Here is a 16,263-nt window from a genome sequence, read left to right as displayed (position 1 = left end):
GGTTCAAGCCCTGCGCTGGCGTACCAGGTGCTTGAACCCTTCGAACACCAGCACCATGACTGCGATCCAAATCGGGATATAGGTCAGCCATTCGCCCGCCTTGATGCCTTCACCCAGCAGCAAGGCCACGAACAGCAAGAGCACCGGCTCGACATAGCTGAGCAGCCCGAACAGGCTGAACGACAGTAATCGGCTGGCAATGATGTAGCTCACCAATGCAGAGGCGCTGATCAGACCCAGCATGGGAATCAATGCGTAAAGCTTTGGGTGCACATCCATCACCGCAAAACCTTGCTCGCCGCTTTGCACGAACCACCAAGCCACCGGCAGCATCAGCGCCATATCCAGCCAGAGCCCACCCAAGTTATCGGTCTTAAGGTATTTGCGCACGATGAAGTAAAGCGGATAGCCAATGATCACCACCAGCGTTGCCCACGAAAACCCACCGGCTTGGTACAACTCGTTGAGTACCCCAAGGCCGGCAAAGAACACTGCGATCTTTTGCAGATAGGACAGCTGCTCACCCCATACCAGCCGTCCGGTGAGCACCATGGTCAATGGCAGCAGAAAGTAACCCACCGAAACATCCAGGCTGCGCCCGTTCAGTGGTGCCCACATGAACAACCACAGCTGCACGCCCAGCAAGGCCGAAGACAACACGACGCCTGCGATCAATCGAGGCTTTGCCGCCAGAACCTGCAGCAATTCCCAAACACGTCGCCATTCGCCGCTGACGATCATGAACACCGTCATGCACGGCACAGTCAGCAGCATGCGCCAGCCGAAAATCTCCAGACCGCTCAACGGCGTGAGCAACGATGTGAAGTAATACATCACGGCAAACAACACCGAGGCCGAGACCGATAACACAACACCTTTAGACACGCTGTCCTCGCGAAAACCGATTTGTACAAGAGAGGCGGGCATTATGGTGCTTGCGGCGTGAAACGGCTGCTCAGTTTTGGGGCGATTGGTGGGAAATTTTCTCACGCCATAAAATTTCTCCTATCCCGGTGGCGAGCGGGCTTGCCCGTGTTGGGCTGCGATGCAGCCCCGCAACCTCTTTCGGTCAACACCCGCTGCCGCTCGCCCCAACAGCACTCGACTACGAGCGAGCGACGCGCCCCGAGACATAGTGGCTAACATCATTGAACCCTGGGGTGGACGAGTGCCCCGATGTCACCAATGAATCGATAAACGCTTCATCCTCAGCCGTGATCTTGACGTCCAGCGCGCCGGTGTAGGCATCCCACTGGGCCTCGGTACGCGGTCCGACAATCGCCGAACTCACCGCAGAGTTGTTCAATACCCAGGCGATGGCAAACTCGACGATCCCCACACCGCGTCCCTGGGTATATTGCTGAATTTGCTGGGCAATGCGCAGCGACTCCACGCGCCATTCGGTTTCCAGGATCCGTTTATCCTGGCGTGCGGCGCGGCTGCCCGGCTCTGGCGTGACATCCGGCGCGTATTTACCGCTGAGTACGCCTCGGGCCAGCGGGCTGTAAGGCACCACGCCCAGGCCATAGGCGGCAGCGGCGGTAATCTGCTCCGCTTCAGCCTGCCGGTTGACGATGTTGTACAGCGGTTGGCTGATCACCGGTCTGTCCACGCCCAAACGCTCGGCCACGCGGATCACCTCGGCAATGCGCCAACCGCGGTAGTTGGATAAGCCCCAGTAGCGGATCTTGCCCTGGCGGATCAAGTCGCCAATCGCAGAAATCGTGACCTCCAGAGGGGTCGAGTGGTCTTCGCGGTGCAGGTAGTAGATGTCGAGGTAATCGGTGTCGAGTCGGGTCAGGCTGGCGTCGAGCGCATTGAAAATCCGTTTGCGACTCAAGCCACTGCGGTTGGGCAAACCGTCCGGTGGACCGAAACCGACTTTGCTCGCCACCACCCAATCCTGGCGGTGTCGGGCAATGGCTTCGCCGACGAGTTCCTCGGAGCGTCCGCCGGTGTATACGTCGGCCGTGTCGATAAAATTGATGCCCTGATCCCAGGCCTTATCGATGATGCGCAGCGAGTCCTCGGTATTGGTCTGCTCGCCAAACATCATGGTGCCCAGCGTCAAGGCGCTGACCTTCAAACCGGACTGGCCCAATGTGCGGTAAATCATGCAAAGCTCCTTGCGGCTGTGAGACGTCATCCATGCAATACCAGACTCAGAGGCTCTGGAACAAGCCCTGAGCGTGTTTCTTCATTCGCTCAGCAACGCATGGCAGCGCACTTGGAGAAACCGATGCAGCACTTTTACCCGCTCCGACACTTGCAGGCGGTGCGGGCACATCAGGTTGAATGGCGTCGGTTCGCCTTGCCAATCCGGCAACAAGTGCACCAGGCGGCCGGCCTTCAGATCCCGGGCGATATCCAGGTTGGCTTTATAGGCGATGCCGTGACCGGCCAACGCCCAGCGCCGCACAATTTCACCGTCGTCGCTCAGGTAATCGCCTGTTACGTGGACTTCCTGCAGCTCGCTGCCCTGGCGAAAGAACCACGTACTGTTGGCGCGCCCCTGGCGCATGTACCGCAGTGTGTTGTGTTGCGCCAACTGCGCGGGCGTCGTGGGTGTGCCGTGACGCGCGAGGTACTCGGGGCTGGCACATGCAATGCGCTGGTGACCGGGCACGACAGGCAGTGCCACCAGACTGGAGTCACGGGGTACGCCGAAGCGCAGGGCGATATCGACGGTGTCGCGGAAAAGGTCAGCATTGCTGTCGTTGAGCAGCAATTGCAGGCGGATATTCGGGTGTTCCGCCTTGAATTCGTCCAGCCAGCCCAAGACGACATTGCGTCCAAAATCCGACGGCGCGGCCAATTGCAGCAATCCGGTCAACCCCTGGCTGTGCTGCTTGAGGGCTTGTTCACCTTCGGCCAATGCGGCCAGGGCTTCGCGCACGCTGTCCAGGTAGCGCTTGCCTTCCTCGGTCAGGCGCATGCTGCGGGTAGAGCGCGCGAGCAGGCGAATGCCCAGCCGTGTTTCCAGACGCTTGAGGGCGATGCTGGCCGCAGCAGGCGTCAACCCCAGGCCGCGCGCGGCGGCGGACAAACTGCCCGTGTCGGCGGTGCGCACAAAAACTTCAAGGTCCAGGATTGAGCTCATTTGTAAAAATCCTTTAAAGATCTTGTCGTTTTACCGGGATTTTTCGTCGATTGCCAAGCTGGGAAGATGAACGCTCACTTTCTGACCCAGGACATCTCCCCATGGCATCTTCCCTCAACGGTAAAACGGTCGTCGTGATCGGCGGCAGCAGTGGCATTGGCGCGGCGGTGGCCAAGGCCGCCGCTGCACGCGGTGCTCAGGTGGTGTTGGCGGGGCGGCGCCTATCGTCGGGCCGCGACAACGGCCTACGCAGCGAGCCAGTGGATGTCACCGACCCCGACTCACTGCAACGTCTGTTCGAAAACGTTGGGCGTTTTGACCATCTGGTGTACACCTCCGGCCCTTCGGTACGCGCCAAGACCTTGATCGAAACCGATCTGGACGAGGCCCAGGACAACTTCAACGTGAAACTCTGGGGCGCGTTGCGGGCGATCCAGCAGGCGCTGCCTTTCCTAGATGAGCGCGGGAGTATCAGTCTGACCTCCGGGCAACTGGGCCGTAAGTTGGCGCCGGGCCAGTTCATCAAAGTTGGTATCAACGCGGCCACTGAAGCCCTGGGCAAGCAGTTGGCAAAGGAGTTGGCGCCGCGACGCGTCAACGTGGTGAGTCCCGGTGTGATTGATACCCCGGCGTATGCAGGGTTGGCCGAGGACCAGCGCCTGGCGATGTTTGCCAAGGCTGGTGGCGCGTTGCCGGTGGGGCGCGTGGGGCAGGCAGAGGAAGTGGCGGCGGCGTATGTGCTGGCCATGGAAAATGGCTACATGACCGGTGCTGTCATTGATATCGACGGCGGCGGGCTGCTGTAAACGCGGACGAGATGTGGGAGGGGCTTGCCCCCTCCCACATGGACGCCGTCAAGCCTTGAGGGTGCGCGTCATCCGCAACGCCAACACACTACCGGCCACAATCACCGCCGCCAGTAGGTACAACGCAATATCGGTGGACCCCGTCGCATCCTTTACAAAGCCCACGATGTACGGGCTGAGAAAGCCCGCCATCTGGCCCATGGAGTTGATCAACGCCAAACCACCCGCCGCCGCGCCCGCGCTGAGCATCGCAGTCGGCACTGGCCAGAACATCGGCAGACCGGTGAGGGCACCCATGGTGGCGATCGTCAGGCCCAGAATCGCAATCGCCGGGGTCGTGGCGAAGTTCACCGCAATCACCAGACCAATCGCGCCCATCAACATAGGCACCACCAAGTGCCAGCGACGCTCTTTGCGCAAGTCTGCGGAGCGGCCCACCAGCAGCATAAAGACCGCCGCCAGCAAATACGGGATCGCACTGAGCCAGCCGATCACCAAGTTATCGCTGAACCCCAGGTTCTTGATGATCGACGGCAGCCAGAAGTTGATCGCGTACACACCGCTCTGGATGCAAAAGTAGATCAGGCCGAATGCCCAGATCGCCGGGTTCTTGAACACTTCGGCGAGGGAATCGGTGGTGGTTTTCGGCTTGTTGGCCAGGTCCGTCGCCTGGTCGGCTTCCAGTACCGCACGCTCGTGGGGTTTGAGCCACTTGGCGTGGGCAAACGTGTCACTGAGCAGGAAGTAGGCGAGGGCGCCGAGGATTACGGTGGGGATGCCTTGCAGCAGAAACATCCACTGCCAACCCGCCAAACCGCCTTGGCCGGCGGCGAAGTGGTTGAGGATCCAGCCGGAGAACGGGCTGCCGAGTAAGCCGGACACCGGAATCGCCGACATGAACAGCGCCATGATCCGTCCACGTCGGAACGTTGGGAACCACTGCGACAGGTACAGCACCACACCAGGGAAGAAGCCGGCTTCGGCGGCGCCCGTGAACAGGCGCAAGGTGTAGAAATGCGTCGGCGTGGTGACGAACAGCAGGCACGTGGACAAGGTGCCCCACACGATCATCATCAACGCGATCCAGCGCCGTGGACCGAACTTGGTCAGCGCCAGGTTGCTCGGTACGCCGCACAGCACGTAGCCAATGAAGAAAATCCCGGCCCCCAGGCCGTACACGGTTTCACTGAATTTCAGCGCATCAAGCATCTGCAACTTGGCAAAGCCAACGTTGACCCGGTCAAGGTAGTTGAACAGATAGCAGATGAAAATGAAGGGGATCAGGCGCAGGGTAATGCGCTTGTAGATGGCGTTTTTATCGTCATCGGTGGCCAGTGTGGCAGCGGCGCTCTGTGACATGGCGTTCTCTCTTTATTATGATTTTTCGCGATGCGAGGGTAACGTTGATCGCTCAACGAGTCTCGGCCACGGGGCGGGGTGCTGTCTTTGTGCTCGCGCACAGTGATGGAAACTTTGCGCTGTGCCGATGAACAACCATGCTTTTTTAGGAATTTAGACTCATGTTCGAGTTGGATCATGACTTGGCACAGGACATCGTCGATCGGACCATGGCGATTTTGCCCTACAACGTCAATGTCATGGACAGCCAGGGCCTGATTCTCGGCAGTGGTGAGTCCGAGCGCATCAACACCCGCCATGAAGGTGCGCAACTGGTGCTGGCCAATGGTCGCGTGGTGGAAATCGACGGCCAGACCGCCAAACACCTCAAGGGCGTACAGCCGGGTATCAACCTGCCGCTGATGCACGATCAGCGTCTGATCGGCGTGCTGGGTATCACCGGCGAACCTGAACTGCTGCGCACCTACGCGGAACTTGTGCGTATGACCGCAGAAATGTTGGTCAGCCATCGCCATCAGCAAGCCGAGCAGCAATGGCGACGCCAGCGTTGCGACGATCTATTGGCGTTGCTCCTCGCCGAAACCGGTGATTCGCCGCGCCTGGTCGACGAAGCTCAGCAACTGGGGCTCAAGCCGCAGCTGGCGCGCACGCCGTACCTTTTCGAACTGGGGCCGGGCCAGTCGGCGGAGGCATTAAGCGCATGGCTGACGTCGCGCTATCCGGACAGTTGGTGCGTCAGCTCGGCGCAGTTCTCGTTGTTATGGTGCCGGCCCGCGGCGGTGCAAGTGGATAATCCACGCCTGCTGGAAAAGCTCGAAGGCCAAGGTTGGAATGTGCTGCGCGTAGCCGTCGGCGGGCAAGCGGAAGGACTGGCCGGGCTGCGCCGTTGCTATCGGCGCGTGGGCGACTTACTGGCCTACGGTCGCGATGTACTGCCGCACTCACGGCTGCTGACCCTCAACCGTTATCGCCTGCCGGTGATGCTCTGGCGCCATCGCAACGACGACGCCCTCGATGAACTGCTCAACCCCCTGCGCAAAGTGCTCGCCAAGGACAACAACGGCCAATTGCTGGCCACGCTGCGCAGCTGGTGCGAGCACGATGGCCAAAGCCAGGCCTGCGCCGACGCGTTGGGTATCCACCGCAACAGTCTGCGTTACCGCATGGAGCGCATCGCTGAACTCAGTGGCGTCGACCCGCTGACCCTGGACGGCATGCTCGCCCTGTATCTGGGCGTCCAGCTGTTGCCCCAGGCTTTGTCGGAATGAACAACAAACCTCACCCGCACTTGTGCATCGGACCGGCGTCATTCCCGGTGCCAACTGGCAGCATGGGCGTCATAAAAACCGGAGAAAGCCCATGAAAATCATCATCGCCCCCGACTCGTTCAAGGACAGCCTGAGTGCCGAAGGCGTTGCCCAGGCCATTGTCCAAGGCTTGGCTGAGGTCTGGCCGGACGCGCAGTTGATCCAGTGCCCGATGGCGGACGGCGGTGAAGGAACGGTGGACTCGGTACTCGCAGCCTGCAACGGCGAGCTGCGCCGCCAGGCGGTTCGCGGACCGTTGGGCGCGACGGTTGACGCGCGCTGGGGCTGGTTGGCCGACAGCCACACGGCGATCATCGAAATGGCCGAAGCCAGCGGCTTGCAATTGGTCCCACCAGGACAGCGCGATGCGTGTATCAGCAGCACTTACGGTACCGGCGAGCTGATCCGCGCCGCCCTGGATGCCGGCGCACAGCGCATCATCCTGGCGATTGGCGGCAGTGCCACCAACGATGGAGGCGCGGGGGCGATGCAGGCGCTTGGCGTGCACTTGTTTGATGCCCACTCCCAAGTGCTGGCGCCGGGCGGTTTGGCCTTAGCTGGCCTGGCCCATATCAGCCTTGAGCGGCTTGATCCGCGCCTGTCTGAGGTGCGCTTTGAAATCGCGGCCGACGTCAACAATCCCCTGTGTGGCCCCCACGGTGCCTCAGCTATTTTTGGCCCACAGAAAGGCGCCAACCCCGCACACGTCCAACAGCTGGACGCGGCCCTCAGCCACTTCGCCGATCACTGCGCCAAGGTCTTGCCCAAGGACGTGCGCGACGAACCCGGCAGCGGCGCCGCCGGCGGCCTGGGCTTCGCCGCCAAGGCCTTTCTCGGTGCACAGTTTCGAGCCGGCGTGGAAGTCGTCGCCGAATTGGTTGGCCTGGACGCCGTCGTGCGCGACGCTGACCTGGTCATCACCGGCGAGGGCCGCTTCGACGCCCAGACCCTGCGCGGCAAAACCCCTTTTGGCGTCGCTCGTATCGCCCAGCAGCACGGCGTGCCCGTGATCGTCATCGCAGGCACCCTGGGCGACGGCTACGAGCAAATGTACGCCCACGGCGTCGACGCCGCCTTCGCCTTGCCGAACGGGCCGATGAGCCTGGAACAGGCGTGCAGTGAGGCCCCGCGCTTATTGCGCGAGCGGGCGGCGGACATTGCGCGGGTGTGGCGCGTGGCGGCCAAGCACTGACGCCACCTCCCGAACATGGGACAATCCGCGCCTTTTTTCGACACGGAGAGTCCCCATGTTGCGCCCCGCACTCCTGGCCTTGCTGTTGACCAGCACTGCCACCTTCGCTCAAACCAACACTGAAACCGTTCCCTTGCTCCGGGAAATCAAGAATTGGGTCACGGGTTGCGACAACCTGCGTAATTGCCATGCCCTCAGCGCACCCAGTGGCGTCGACGAGGAGGACTACAGCTCGCTGACTTTGCATATCTGGCATCAGGCCGGGCCTGAAGGTTACCTGCGTTTGCGCTTCGACCACCGCGGTGAGGCGCTCGACCTGTCGACCCTGCTGTTGGACGGCCAGCCGCTGGGGCTGGAGTTGACGCAGGGGCTGCACGTTGAACTGGACGATCAGGGCGGTGATCCCGAGGTGCAGTCCTATGGCGTGATCGAGGAGGCAGTGGCGCGGCGTTGGTTGCAGCGTTTGCGTAACGGCCAGCGCCTGCAATTGCCGGGGGATGAGCAGGCGCATGTGTCGCTGAGTGGGTTGAGCGCTTCGCTGCTGTTGATGGATGCGGTGCAGGGGCGGGTGGATAACGTCACGGCCTTGGCCCGCCCAGGTAAGGGCGCGGCCAGCGCCGTGCCTGCACGTTTGCCCACACCGGTGCTGCGCAAATTCCCAGGAGCACCGATGTTGACTGCGCAGGAGCAGGCCGGCCTGATAGCGGCCGCGTTGCACACCGTCACGCCCGAGGACAACGGCACCGGCAGCGCACCCGAGGCGAACGCTGGTGCCCTCACCGCGCAGCAGGCGATGACCGTGGTGCGTTATGACTGCGCGGCCTACAACTGTGAATACGATGTGGTCAGCCGCCAGCGCCAGGCGCCGTATGCCGAAACCCCGATGCAGCTTGAGCCCTTGCCATTAGGGATCGAACCACTGCAAGGCTCTGTGGGATATGACGCAGCTAGTGGCACCTTGAGTTATTTCTACAAGCTCCGGGGAATTGGCGATTGTGGCGCGGGCGCCGTCTGGGTGTTCGACGGCAAGGGTTTCCAGCTCAGTGAATTGCTGTCCATGCCGCGCTGCACTGGGGTGGGTTACGGTGATTGGCCTGCGTTGTGGTCGACGGCGCCAGCGCCCTAGCCATCGGGCGGGCAGGGCCTCTACACTGGCTGGCCACGTGTCTTTCAAAGGATGAAACGCCATGCACACACCTGAACCCCATATCGTGATCCAGCGCTTTACCGAGGCCCATCTTGAGGGCGTCGCAGCGCTCTATAACGAACCGGCGGTGTGTCGACAGGTGCTGCAAATGCCTTACCAATCGGTGGAGGCCTGGCGCAACAAGCTGGTGATGGACAACGAGCGTCGGCTGCAACTAGTGGCCGTGCACGGCGGCGAGGTGATCGGCCAACTCGGCTTGGAACAGTACCTGCGCGTGCGCCAGGCCCATGTGGGTTCGTTCGGCATGGGCGTTGCGCCGGCCTGGCAGGGCAAGGGGGTGGGGTCGCGTCTGTTGAGCGCTGCGCTGGACGTGGCTGACAACTGGATGAATCTTCACCGCGTGGAGTTAACGGTGTACGCCGACAACGAAGCCGCGCAACACCTGTACCGTAAATTCGGTTTCGAGGTGGAAGGGCTGCTGCGCGATTACGCCCTGCGTGACGGTGTGTTTGTCGACACCGTCAGCATGGCCCGTCTGCGCCAGCGGGGTTAACCCAGAGCAAACGCCACCGCAGCCTGCGCATGCAGCTCGGTGGTGTCCAGCAGCGGCAGGTCGCTGTGTTCGGGCTTGATCAACAGGCCTATTTCCGTGCAACCAAGAATGATTGCCTGGGCGCCACGGGCGGCCAGGGATTTGATCACCCGTTGATAGATCTGCCGTGAAGTGTCGCTGATCACGCCCACACACAACTCTTCGTAGATGATGCGGTGCACATCCTTACGCTCATCCGTGTCCGGCACCAACACCGTCAGGCCGTGATCGGTCAGGCGGGACTTGAGAAAGTCCTGCTCCATGGTGAATGCGGTGCCCAACAAACCGACCGTCAGCGTACCGGCCTCCACTGCGGCCAAACCGGCTGCATCGGCGATGTGCAGGAACGGAATCGACACCGCCGCTTCGATGCGCGGCGCCACTTTATGCATCGTGTTGGTACACAGCACCACACACTCGGCGCCGCCAGCCTGCAGGCGGCGTGCAGCATCTTCGAGGATCTGCGCGGTGTCATCCCAACGCCCCGCATGCTGGGCCTGTTCCACCGGGCCGAAATCCACGCTGTACATCAACAGTTGCGCCGAGCGTAGCGGGCCCAGCTGGTCGCGCACGCGCTGGTTGATGATGCGGTAATACTCGGCGCTGGACTCCCAGCTCATGCCGCCGATAAGGCCGATGGTGCGCATGTGATGTTCCTGACAAGGGATGTGACTTCACCTTACCCACTGGCCAACCAATAGTCATACGCAGTTGCCAGCCAAATGACCGGTGCAGTTTTAAGGCGTACGGCGAACCGCCGCATCTGCCATGATCAGTCTTCGCAACCTGGCTCACCCAAGGAAATCCGCAATGGACGATGTACAACAACTGGGCGAGATGCTTCGTCATTACGCCGACAGCGAAGCCCACAAAAAACAGCAATTCGACGTGCAGTCAGCCCGCTGGGCGCAAAAGCTCGGCGAGTTGTTCGGGCAGATTGAGCTGTGGCTGGAACCGGTCAAAACCGTCGGGCTGCTGGAAGTCAATCGTGAAGCCTATGTGGCCAGCGGCCCGAGCGTGCCGGTGGAGACGTCCACCTTCAAGACTGAGAAGCTCATTGTGCAGATCACCGGCAAAACCGTGGAGTTCGTGCCGGATGTGATGGGGGCGGGCGGTTCGATTTCCGTCGCGGTGATGGGCTTGACCGCAGCCCGCCATGGCAGCGTCTCGCTGGTGCTGGCGGCCGACAAGAACGACTGGCTGTGGAAGAAAACCAATGGCCTGAAAGACCCCGACACCTTCGGCTTCGACGCCAACTTCCTGGCTTCGCAATTACAAAGCCTGATCCCGCGCGATCGCGCTTGAGCCTTCAGCTTTGACGCCGATCCCAGGCCTGGCAAATGCCCGAGGCTAAATAAGGCGTATTCCCCAGGATTGGCTATACCTACAGCTCACTGTTTCGATGATGACCGCCAAGGAGTTCGATGATGAAACTAAGGCTAATGATCGGCGCGCTGTGTATCGCCACGCTGGGGATGACCGGTTGCGCCAGCAAGGTCACGCAACCGGATGAGTATTCGGGCTTTCTGTCCGACTACAGCCAACTCAAACAAGCCCAGTCGCCGTCGGGCGCCGTGGTGATGCGCTGGGTCGATCCCAAGCTGGACCTGAGCCGCTACAACGCGGCGTACATCGAACCGACTCAGTTCTACCCCAAACCCCACGCCACCGCGAAAATCCCCGAGAGCACCCTCAACGGTATCAACGCCTACTACAACCAAGCGCTCAAGCGTGAGCTGGCCAAGTCACTGCCCCTGGCCAGCGCGCCCGGCCCTGGCGTGATCGTGGTGCGCGCGGCAATCACCGCCGTCAGCAGCAAGACCGAGGGCCTGAAACCCTATGAATTCGTCCCGGTGGCCTTGGTGGCAGCGGCGGTGAGTACCGGTACCGGCATCCGTGACCAGGAAACCACTTTGGGGACCGAAGCGCAGTTCCTCGACGGGGCCACTGGCAAGGTGATCGCCCAGGTGGTGCGCAAAGGCACCGGCAAGCCGTTGGACAATGCTGCCCAGGTAATGAAGGCCGATGACGTCAAAAGCGTGATCGATGGCTGGGCGTCGGACCTGCATCAGTCCTATGTAAAGCTCAGAAACCACTAGAACGCATTTCTGGCCAGGCGGTTGTAATAGCTGAGCAGGGCGTCGTAGCGGCGGGTGACGCGGTAATAGTCGTCACTCAACTGCTGCGGCGCGGCGTGGTCCTGCCAGTCCTGGTGCAGGGTGTTCAAGGCCTTGAGGTATTCATCGGCAGGCGCCTTGATGTTGTACCAGAGGTAAATCGCCTCATCGTCCAGCCTTCTGCTGGGCATGGCATTGAGAAAGACTCTGCTGTCCTCGGCGGCCTTGCGTACCCCCTCGGTCAAGTCAGCCACGCGCTGCGGGGTCAGGTTGGCGTCGCGCACGCCTTGCTCGATCTGGTTCACCGCCTGGCGCGCCGCGATCATGTAGTTGAGCAAGTGCCACTGCATGTCTCGGCCAAAGCGCGCTTCCAGCAACGCCAGTTGGGCGGGACGCACACTCAGGTCTTCATCCGCCAACTGTTGGCGCAGAGAAGTGGACGCTGCCAGGTATTTTTCGACGACCTGATCGTAGGCCAGCAGCAATTGCTTGCCAGCGGCCTCTGACGCTATTTCCTGCGTTGTCGGCGCCAGGCTGCGCGCCTGCACGCGAGTAACCCCATCGGCCAGTGCCGTGACGTTGTACAACGCTTGCGCGTAGGCACCGGCGGCGGCGAGCAAGTTGCTGTCGGGCGCCTGGCGTTCCAGCTTCACCGTGTACTGCTGCGAACATACCGACCGCTGGATAAGGTACGGCTCGGGCTCATTGCGGTCGCCATAGGTATCGAGGGTGGGCTTGTCGGGCTCCACTTCGGGAATGGGGTAATACGCGAGGCGCGTATCCCGGTCGACGCGGTTCACGCAATCAATGATCGGTGCCAGGGCACTGGCTCTGGCAGTGTAGGGACTGTCGCGCTGGTCCAGCCACAGTTGCACTTTTTGCAACGGTCTGGTGGCGCTGGCCACCCCGAGCAGGCCAAGGCCCAATGCGATGCTTATGGGTAACAACCATTTTGGATTCATGGCTTGCCCTCCTGGCCGTACCACTGCACTTGGGTGGCGGGCGCCTGGCACTCAACCACGCTACGTGGCATGCGGCTGCACAGGCGTTCGGTCCACTGCTGCAGACCTTGGTTGCGGGTAACCAGGTGCTGGTTGTCGAGCATCTTCAGCCCGGCATAGAGCGCGACCGCGCCAACAAGACAAAGCGCGCCGCCCAGGACGGCCCAGCGTGGATGCCGGGCGGTCCACGGGGTGTGGTGATTCATGAATGGCCGCTTGATCAAACCCACCAGCGCCAGTGCGACCGCCAGGGTCAAACTGGCGAACGGGCTGAACACATAACCCAACGCTGCGGCCAGAATGAGACCCGGTACCAGGTCACGTATCGGCAGCAACGGCAAGTGGGTCGGGCTGAGCCAGCGGGGCAAGCGTTGGCTGAGCTGTTCATCCAGCACGCGGTAATGGTGGGCCAGCGGTCGCCAGGCCTGCCAGGCTATGCCCGCACACACCACGGCGCCGATCGACCACAGAATGCCCTGGCCCAGGGTCGGTATTACTTTGCCGGCCAAGGCTTCGGCCTTTACCAGCACACCCACCAGGCAACTGAGCACCAGCGCAACGATCCACGGCCAGGTGTCCATGGAGGCCTCCCAGCCCTGCCAGAAATACACCGTGCCACCGGGCATGCCTTCGGCAACGCTGACGTGGTCGGCATAAATATCGGCACTCAACGTCTTGCAGGCCTTCCAGTCGTCTTCGTCGAAGCGCTGGGCAAAGGCGCGGCGCTGGCCAAGGCTCATGGGTGCCAATAGCAAGCGCGCGGCACGCTGTCGCGGGCTGTCGGGCGGTTGTGCGGCCAATGCACGTTGGTGCGCCATAAAAGCAGGACCCTCTTGGCGCTTCAACATCTGCGCCCAGTCTCCAGCGGGGCACCCATGATCTGCGCCACCGTGCCAGTTTTGTCCGGCGCAAACCGCTTCGAATACAGTGCTCGACCAGTAATGATGGTTGGCAAGCAGTCTGGCCAACCATTCGTTGAACCACTCGGCATGGGGATGATTGTTCACCCAGGCATGCGCGTTGGGTGTAGCGGCGTAGGCCGCCAGGAACGCAGCGTCGTCTTGCTGGCCAAGGGCTTGGTGCAAGGGGGTCTGCAATTGGGTCCGTTGCTGGAACTCCAGGGCGCTGATTAACGCGCTGGGCAGTTCCAGGCGTTGCCAGGCAGTCAGCCAGTTGAAGGTTTCGAAGGCCCACCGGGTGTCTTCGGCATTCAGATCGCCTTCGATGCAGCGCTGTAACAGGTGGACTTCCAGCAACAGCGCGGTGCCATCGGCCATGGCCGCTTCGTAATGCTGAGCGAGGGTTTGGTCGGGCGTCTCGACCAGCACGTCATCAGCGACCTGCTCGTCCGGGTTCCACGCCAGTGCAGCCTCGTAGGCTTCGCGCAGGCGCTGAAAGCCTTGCGGGTCATCGTCCGGGCGGTTCTGTTTCAGCAAGGCGGCGTATTGGCGCTTGATCGTACGGCTATCGGCATCCGGCGTCAGGCCGAGGACATTCCAGCAAGTCATGTGCGGTACAGCTCCCTAGACAATCGCAGGCGCCATGCCTGTTTTACGGCGTGATATTCCAACGGTATGGGGCAGGGCGCGCCCGGTCCAGCGCTGTTGCGACCGGGCGCGAGGTGTCACTTAAGCGGCGTCAGTGGCGGTAGCTTCCATTGACCGGAACCTACCTCAGGCTTGGGCAGGTAGATGCGCAGCACAGCGAAGAATGGGCCGGGTGGAGCCGGCAACCAGTTGCTCTGTTCGGCTTTCGGTGGCTCATGGTGCTGTAGCGCCAGGGTCACGCCGCCATCGGCGTCGCGCTTGAGATCAGGCAACATGTGCGAGTTGATCAGGTAGCGTTTCTTGTGGTTGGGCACCAGCAACTTGGTCTTTGCGTCGTACAGGGTCAGGGACCAGAACGCATCGGCTGGCGGCAGTTGGTCCTTGGCGAAATGCACGGTGTAACTGTGGCGCGCACCGTTGGCAGGCTTGCCTTCGCTGTCGACGACGTACTCGAGGTAAGCGGCCTCGTCACTGGAGTTGCCGAAGATCCCCAGGTCCGCACCGGCGTAGCGGTACAGGTAGTTGTTTTGCAGATGGTCGCGACTGCCGAACAAATCACCGCTGGGCACTTGATGCGTTTCGATCCTGTCTTTTTTGAACGCTGCAAATTCAGCGCGGGCATCGCTGATGCCATCTTCCAGGGCTTTGCGCTGCTCGGCGGTCAATTGGTTGAGCGTGAAGGGTGCGCCGGGGGCGATGCCGATCCTGGCAAAACGCGCGAGCAGCTCTTTTTCACTGTCCTGAGGGGCGGCGAAGGAGAGCATGAAGTTCAGGTAGCGGAACAGCTGCGGGCCTTCGACCATGGTCGCCGTAGGCTTGGGCCATTCGACCTTCGGCGCCTTGGCCGGCGCGGCTTGTTTCACATAGCTGCTCAAGGACTGCACTTTGTAGCCGTTCTGGATCTGCTTGACCTTGTTCAGGTCTTTTTCATCGAACAGCTGCGTGCGGTACAGGGCGTAGGCGATGTTGCTTTCGCTGTACACCACGCGGTCAACGTCCACCGGCTGCTGACCTTTCCAGTCCGGGCCGGCAATCATGTAGTGGCCGCCGTTGTTGCCGGTGCTGCGGGTGCCCAGGTAGGCGAAGTTCTGTGTGTAAAGATCGATCAACTGCACCGAGTAGTAACGGTTGTCTTCGATCTTCGGCAACGTCAGCACCAGCGGTTCGCTGCGCAGGTCCATCCATACAAACGAGTAGGCCGTGTCGGAGCTCGGGGTCAAGGACGCCGTGTCTTTGGGCGTAAACACCTGGGCGGTGTTGCCTATCCGGTTGAACGGCGCCTTGAAGTTGGCACCGCCTTTATCAACGGCCTGGGTGTAAAGCGTCTTGTACATCTGCACGACCGGGTAGCCATACAGATACGCTTCCTTGGCGATAGCCCGCGCTTCGCTCGGGGTCGCGGTGAAATCGGCCAAGGCGCCGGTACTCATGAGTATCGAGAGGCTCGCCAACAGCAGGCGCGTCGGTTGTTTGATCATGTTGTTGCGTCTCTTAATGAGCAGGGGTGATGTCTTCCAGTTTTCAGCTTTTATCGACGTTGGCCTCGGTCGGCGCATACAACCGTAAAAAGCTGAACCCGTGTTTGCCGGACGAAGTTTGCACCCAGTTGCGCTCGAAGTCTTTTGGCACGTGCGTTGAGGGGCACGATCGCGCTAGCGTCCTATTGAATGAGTAACGGGGCAGGGCGGCGACGAGTGTCAAACGTGGGGCAGCATCGCTTTGACTTTGTCACGCAGTTGATCGATGGAAAACGGCTTGGCAATCACCTGCATGCCGTCAGGCACATCGATGTTTTCGGCATAGCCGCTGGCGAACAGGATGGGCAGGGAGGGGCGCAACTCACGCACTTTGGTTGCCAATTGCTTGCCGTCCATATCGGGCAAGCCTACGTCGGTCATCATCAGGTCAATCACCTGGTCAGTATCTTTAACCTGTTCCAAGGCCTTTTCAGCGTCGCCTGCTTCAAGCACCTTGAACTCCAACTCCTCAAGCACATCGACGATCAGCATGCGCACGATGGCGTCGTCTTCAACGACAAGGATGGTGGAGATGACTGTGGACATAATATGGAATTCCCAAAAAAGGCGAGGTTTAC

At 61.1% G+C, this 16,263-nt stretch carries 16 protein-coding genes; 7 read left to right on the top strand and 9 right to left on the bottom strand.

Annotated features, from left to right (window positions below; genetic code table 11):
- Window positions 1-3: 3 nt before the first annotated feature.
- The 3 genes from rarD to BW43_RS19240 all read right to left on the bottom strand — a co-directional run bounded on the left by rarD (window position 4) and on the right by BW43_RS19240 (window position 3,100).
- Window positions 4-885, bottom strand: a complete 882-nt coding sequence (gene rarD / locus BW43_RS19230; RefSeq protein ID WP_032885747.1) for an EamA family transporter RarD — start codon at window positions 883-885, stop codon at window positions 4-6.
- 220 nt (window positions 886-1,105) lie between these two features.
- Window positions 1,106-2,116 carry an aldo/keto reductase gene (locus BW43_RS19235; protein ID WP_032885691.1) on the bottom strand — a complete coding sequence of 337 codons (1,011 nt, stop codon included), beginning with the start codon at window positions 2,114-2,116 and terminating at the stop codon, window positions 1,106-1,108.
- Window positions 2,117-2,197: 81 nt separating this feature from the next.
- Window positions 2,198-3,100, bottom strand: a complete 903-nt coding sequence (locus BW43_RS19240; protein WP_032885690.1) for a LysR family transcriptional regulator — start codon at window positions 3,098-3,100, stop codon at window positions 2,198-2,200.
- A 101-nt stretch (window positions 3,101-3,201) separates the two neighbouring features.
- Here BW43_RS19240 and BW43_RS19245 point away from each other — a divergent pair, with 101 nt between their 5' ends.
- Window positions 3,202-3,906, top strand: coding sequence for an SDR family oxidoreductase (locus tag BW43_RS19245; protein ID WP_032885689.1), 705 nt, complete (start codon window positions 3,202-3,204; stop codon window positions 3,904-3,906).
- Between the two features lie 48 nt (window positions 3,907-3,954).
- Here the strand turns inward: BW43_RS19245 and BW43_RS19250 are convergent, their stop codons facing one another.
- Window positions 3,955-5,265, bottom strand: coding sequence for an MFS transporter (locus tag BW43_RS19250; RefSeq protein WP_032885688.1), 1,311 nt, complete (start codon window positions 5,263-5,265; stop codon window positions 3,955-3,957).
- A 161-nt stretch (window positions 5,266-5,426) separates the two neighbouring features.
- On the opposite strand from BW43_RS19250, the gene BW43_RS19255 reads away from it, so the two are divergent.
- From BW43_RS19255 to BW43_RS19270, 4 genes are all read left to right on the top strand, one after another.
- On the top strand, window positions 5,427-6,533 hold the full coding sequence (locus BW43_RS19255) for a sugar diacid recognition domain-containing protein (protein ID WP_032885687.1): 1,107 nt from the start codon (window positions 5,427-5,429) through the stop codon (window positions 6,531-6,533).
- Between the two features lie 91 nt (window positions 6,534-6,624).
- Window positions 6,625-7,764 (top strand): glycerate kinase, encoded by a 1,140-nt coding sequence (locus tag BW43_RS19260; RefSeq protein ID WP_032885686.1) that lies wholly within the window; start codon window positions 6,625-6,627, stop codon window positions 7,762-7,764.
- Window positions 7,765-7,819: 55 nt separating this feature from the next.
- Complete coding sequence (locus BW43_RS19265) at window positions 7,820-8,890, top strand: DUF1176 domain-containing protein (protein ID WP_032885685.1); 1,071 nt, start codon at window positions 7,820-7,822, stop codon at window positions 8,888-8,890.
- Between the two features lie 61 nt (window positions 8,891-8,951).
- Window positions 8,952-9,464 (top strand): GNAT family N-acetyltransferase, encoded by a 513-nt coding sequence (locus BW43_RS19270; RefSeq protein ID WP_032885684.1) that lies wholly within the window; start codon window positions 8,952-8,954, stop codon window positions 9,462-9,464.
- Here the strand turns inward: BW43_RS19270 and BW43_RS19275 are convergent.
- Window positions 9,461-10,150 carry an aspartate/glutamate racemase family protein gene (locus tag BW43_RS19275; protein WP_032885683.1) on the bottom strand — a complete coding sequence of 230 codons (690 nt, stop codon included), beginning with the start codon at window positions 10,148-10,150 and terminating at the stop codon, window positions 9,461-9,463. The two genes, BW43_RS19270 and BW43_RS19275, sit on opposite strands and share 4 nt — an antisense overlap.
- 163 nt (window positions 10,151-10,313) lie before the next feature.
- On the opposite strand from BW43_RS19275, the gene BW43_RS19280 reads away from it, so the two are divergent.
- Together BW43_RS19280 and BW43_RS19285 are read left to right on the top strand one after the other, a co-directional pair.
- Window positions 10,314-10,808: a hypothetical protein gene (locus BW43_RS19280; protein ID WP_032885682.1), complete on the top strand. Its 495-nt coding sequence runs from the start codon at window positions 10,314-10,316 to the stop codon at window positions 10,806-10,808.
- Between the two features lie 122 nt (window positions 10,809-10,930).
- On the top strand, window positions 10,931-11,602 hold the full coding sequence (locus BW43_RS19285) for a DUF3313 domain-containing protein (RefSeq protein ID WP_032885681.1): 672 nt from the start codon (window positions 10,931-10,933) through the stop codon (window positions 11,600-11,602).
- On the opposite strand, the gene BW43_RS19290 is transcribed toward BW43_RS19285, so the two are convergent.
- The 4 genes from BW43_RS19290 to BW43_RS19305 all read right to left on the bottom strand — a co-directional run bounded on the left by BW43_RS19290 (window position 11,599) and on the right by BW43_RS19305 (window position 16,231).
- On the bottom strand, window positions 11,599-12,582 hold the full coding sequence (locus tag BW43_RS19290) for a DUF3829 domain-containing protein (protein WP_032885680.1): 984 nt from the start codon (window positions 12,580-12,582) through the stop codon (window positions 11,599-11,601). The two genes, BW43_RS19285 and BW43_RS19290, sit on opposite strands and share 4 nt — an antisense overlap.
- Entirely contained in the window at window positions 12,579-14,129 is a 1,551-nt protein-coding gene (locus tag BW43_RS19295; protein WP_032885679.1) for a J domain-containing protein, read from the bottom strand. The genes BW43_RS19290 and BW43_RS19295 overlap by 4 nt, the downstream gene beginning before the upstream one ends.
- A gap of 116 nt (window positions 14,130-14,245) precedes the next feature.
- On the bottom strand, window positions 14,246-15,646 hold the full coding sequence (locus BW43_RS19300) for a DUF1254 domain-containing protein (RefSeq protein WP_032885678.1): 1,401 nt from the start codon (window positions 15,644-15,646) through the stop codon (window positions 14,246-14,248).
- Window positions 15,647-15,865: 219 nt separating this feature from the next.
- The gene (locus tag BW43_RS19305; protein ID WP_032885677.1) at window positions 15,866-16,231 is read right to left on the bottom strand and encodes a response regulator; all 366 of its coding nucleotides are present in this window, start codon (window positions 16,229-16,231) and stop codon (window positions 15,866-15,868) included.
- Between the last annotated feature and the right edge of the window lie 32 nt (window positions 16,232-16,263).

Source organism: Pseudomonas sp. RIT357 (genome assembly GCF_000632245.1).
Taxonomy (GTDB): domain Bacteria; phylum Pseudomonadota; class Gammaproteobacteria; order Pseudomonadales; family Pseudomonadaceae; genus Aquipseudomonas; species Aquipseudomonas sivasensis.
Note: the sequence above shows the minus strand (reverse complement) of the source record. Positions and strands in the feature narration are given on the sequence as shown.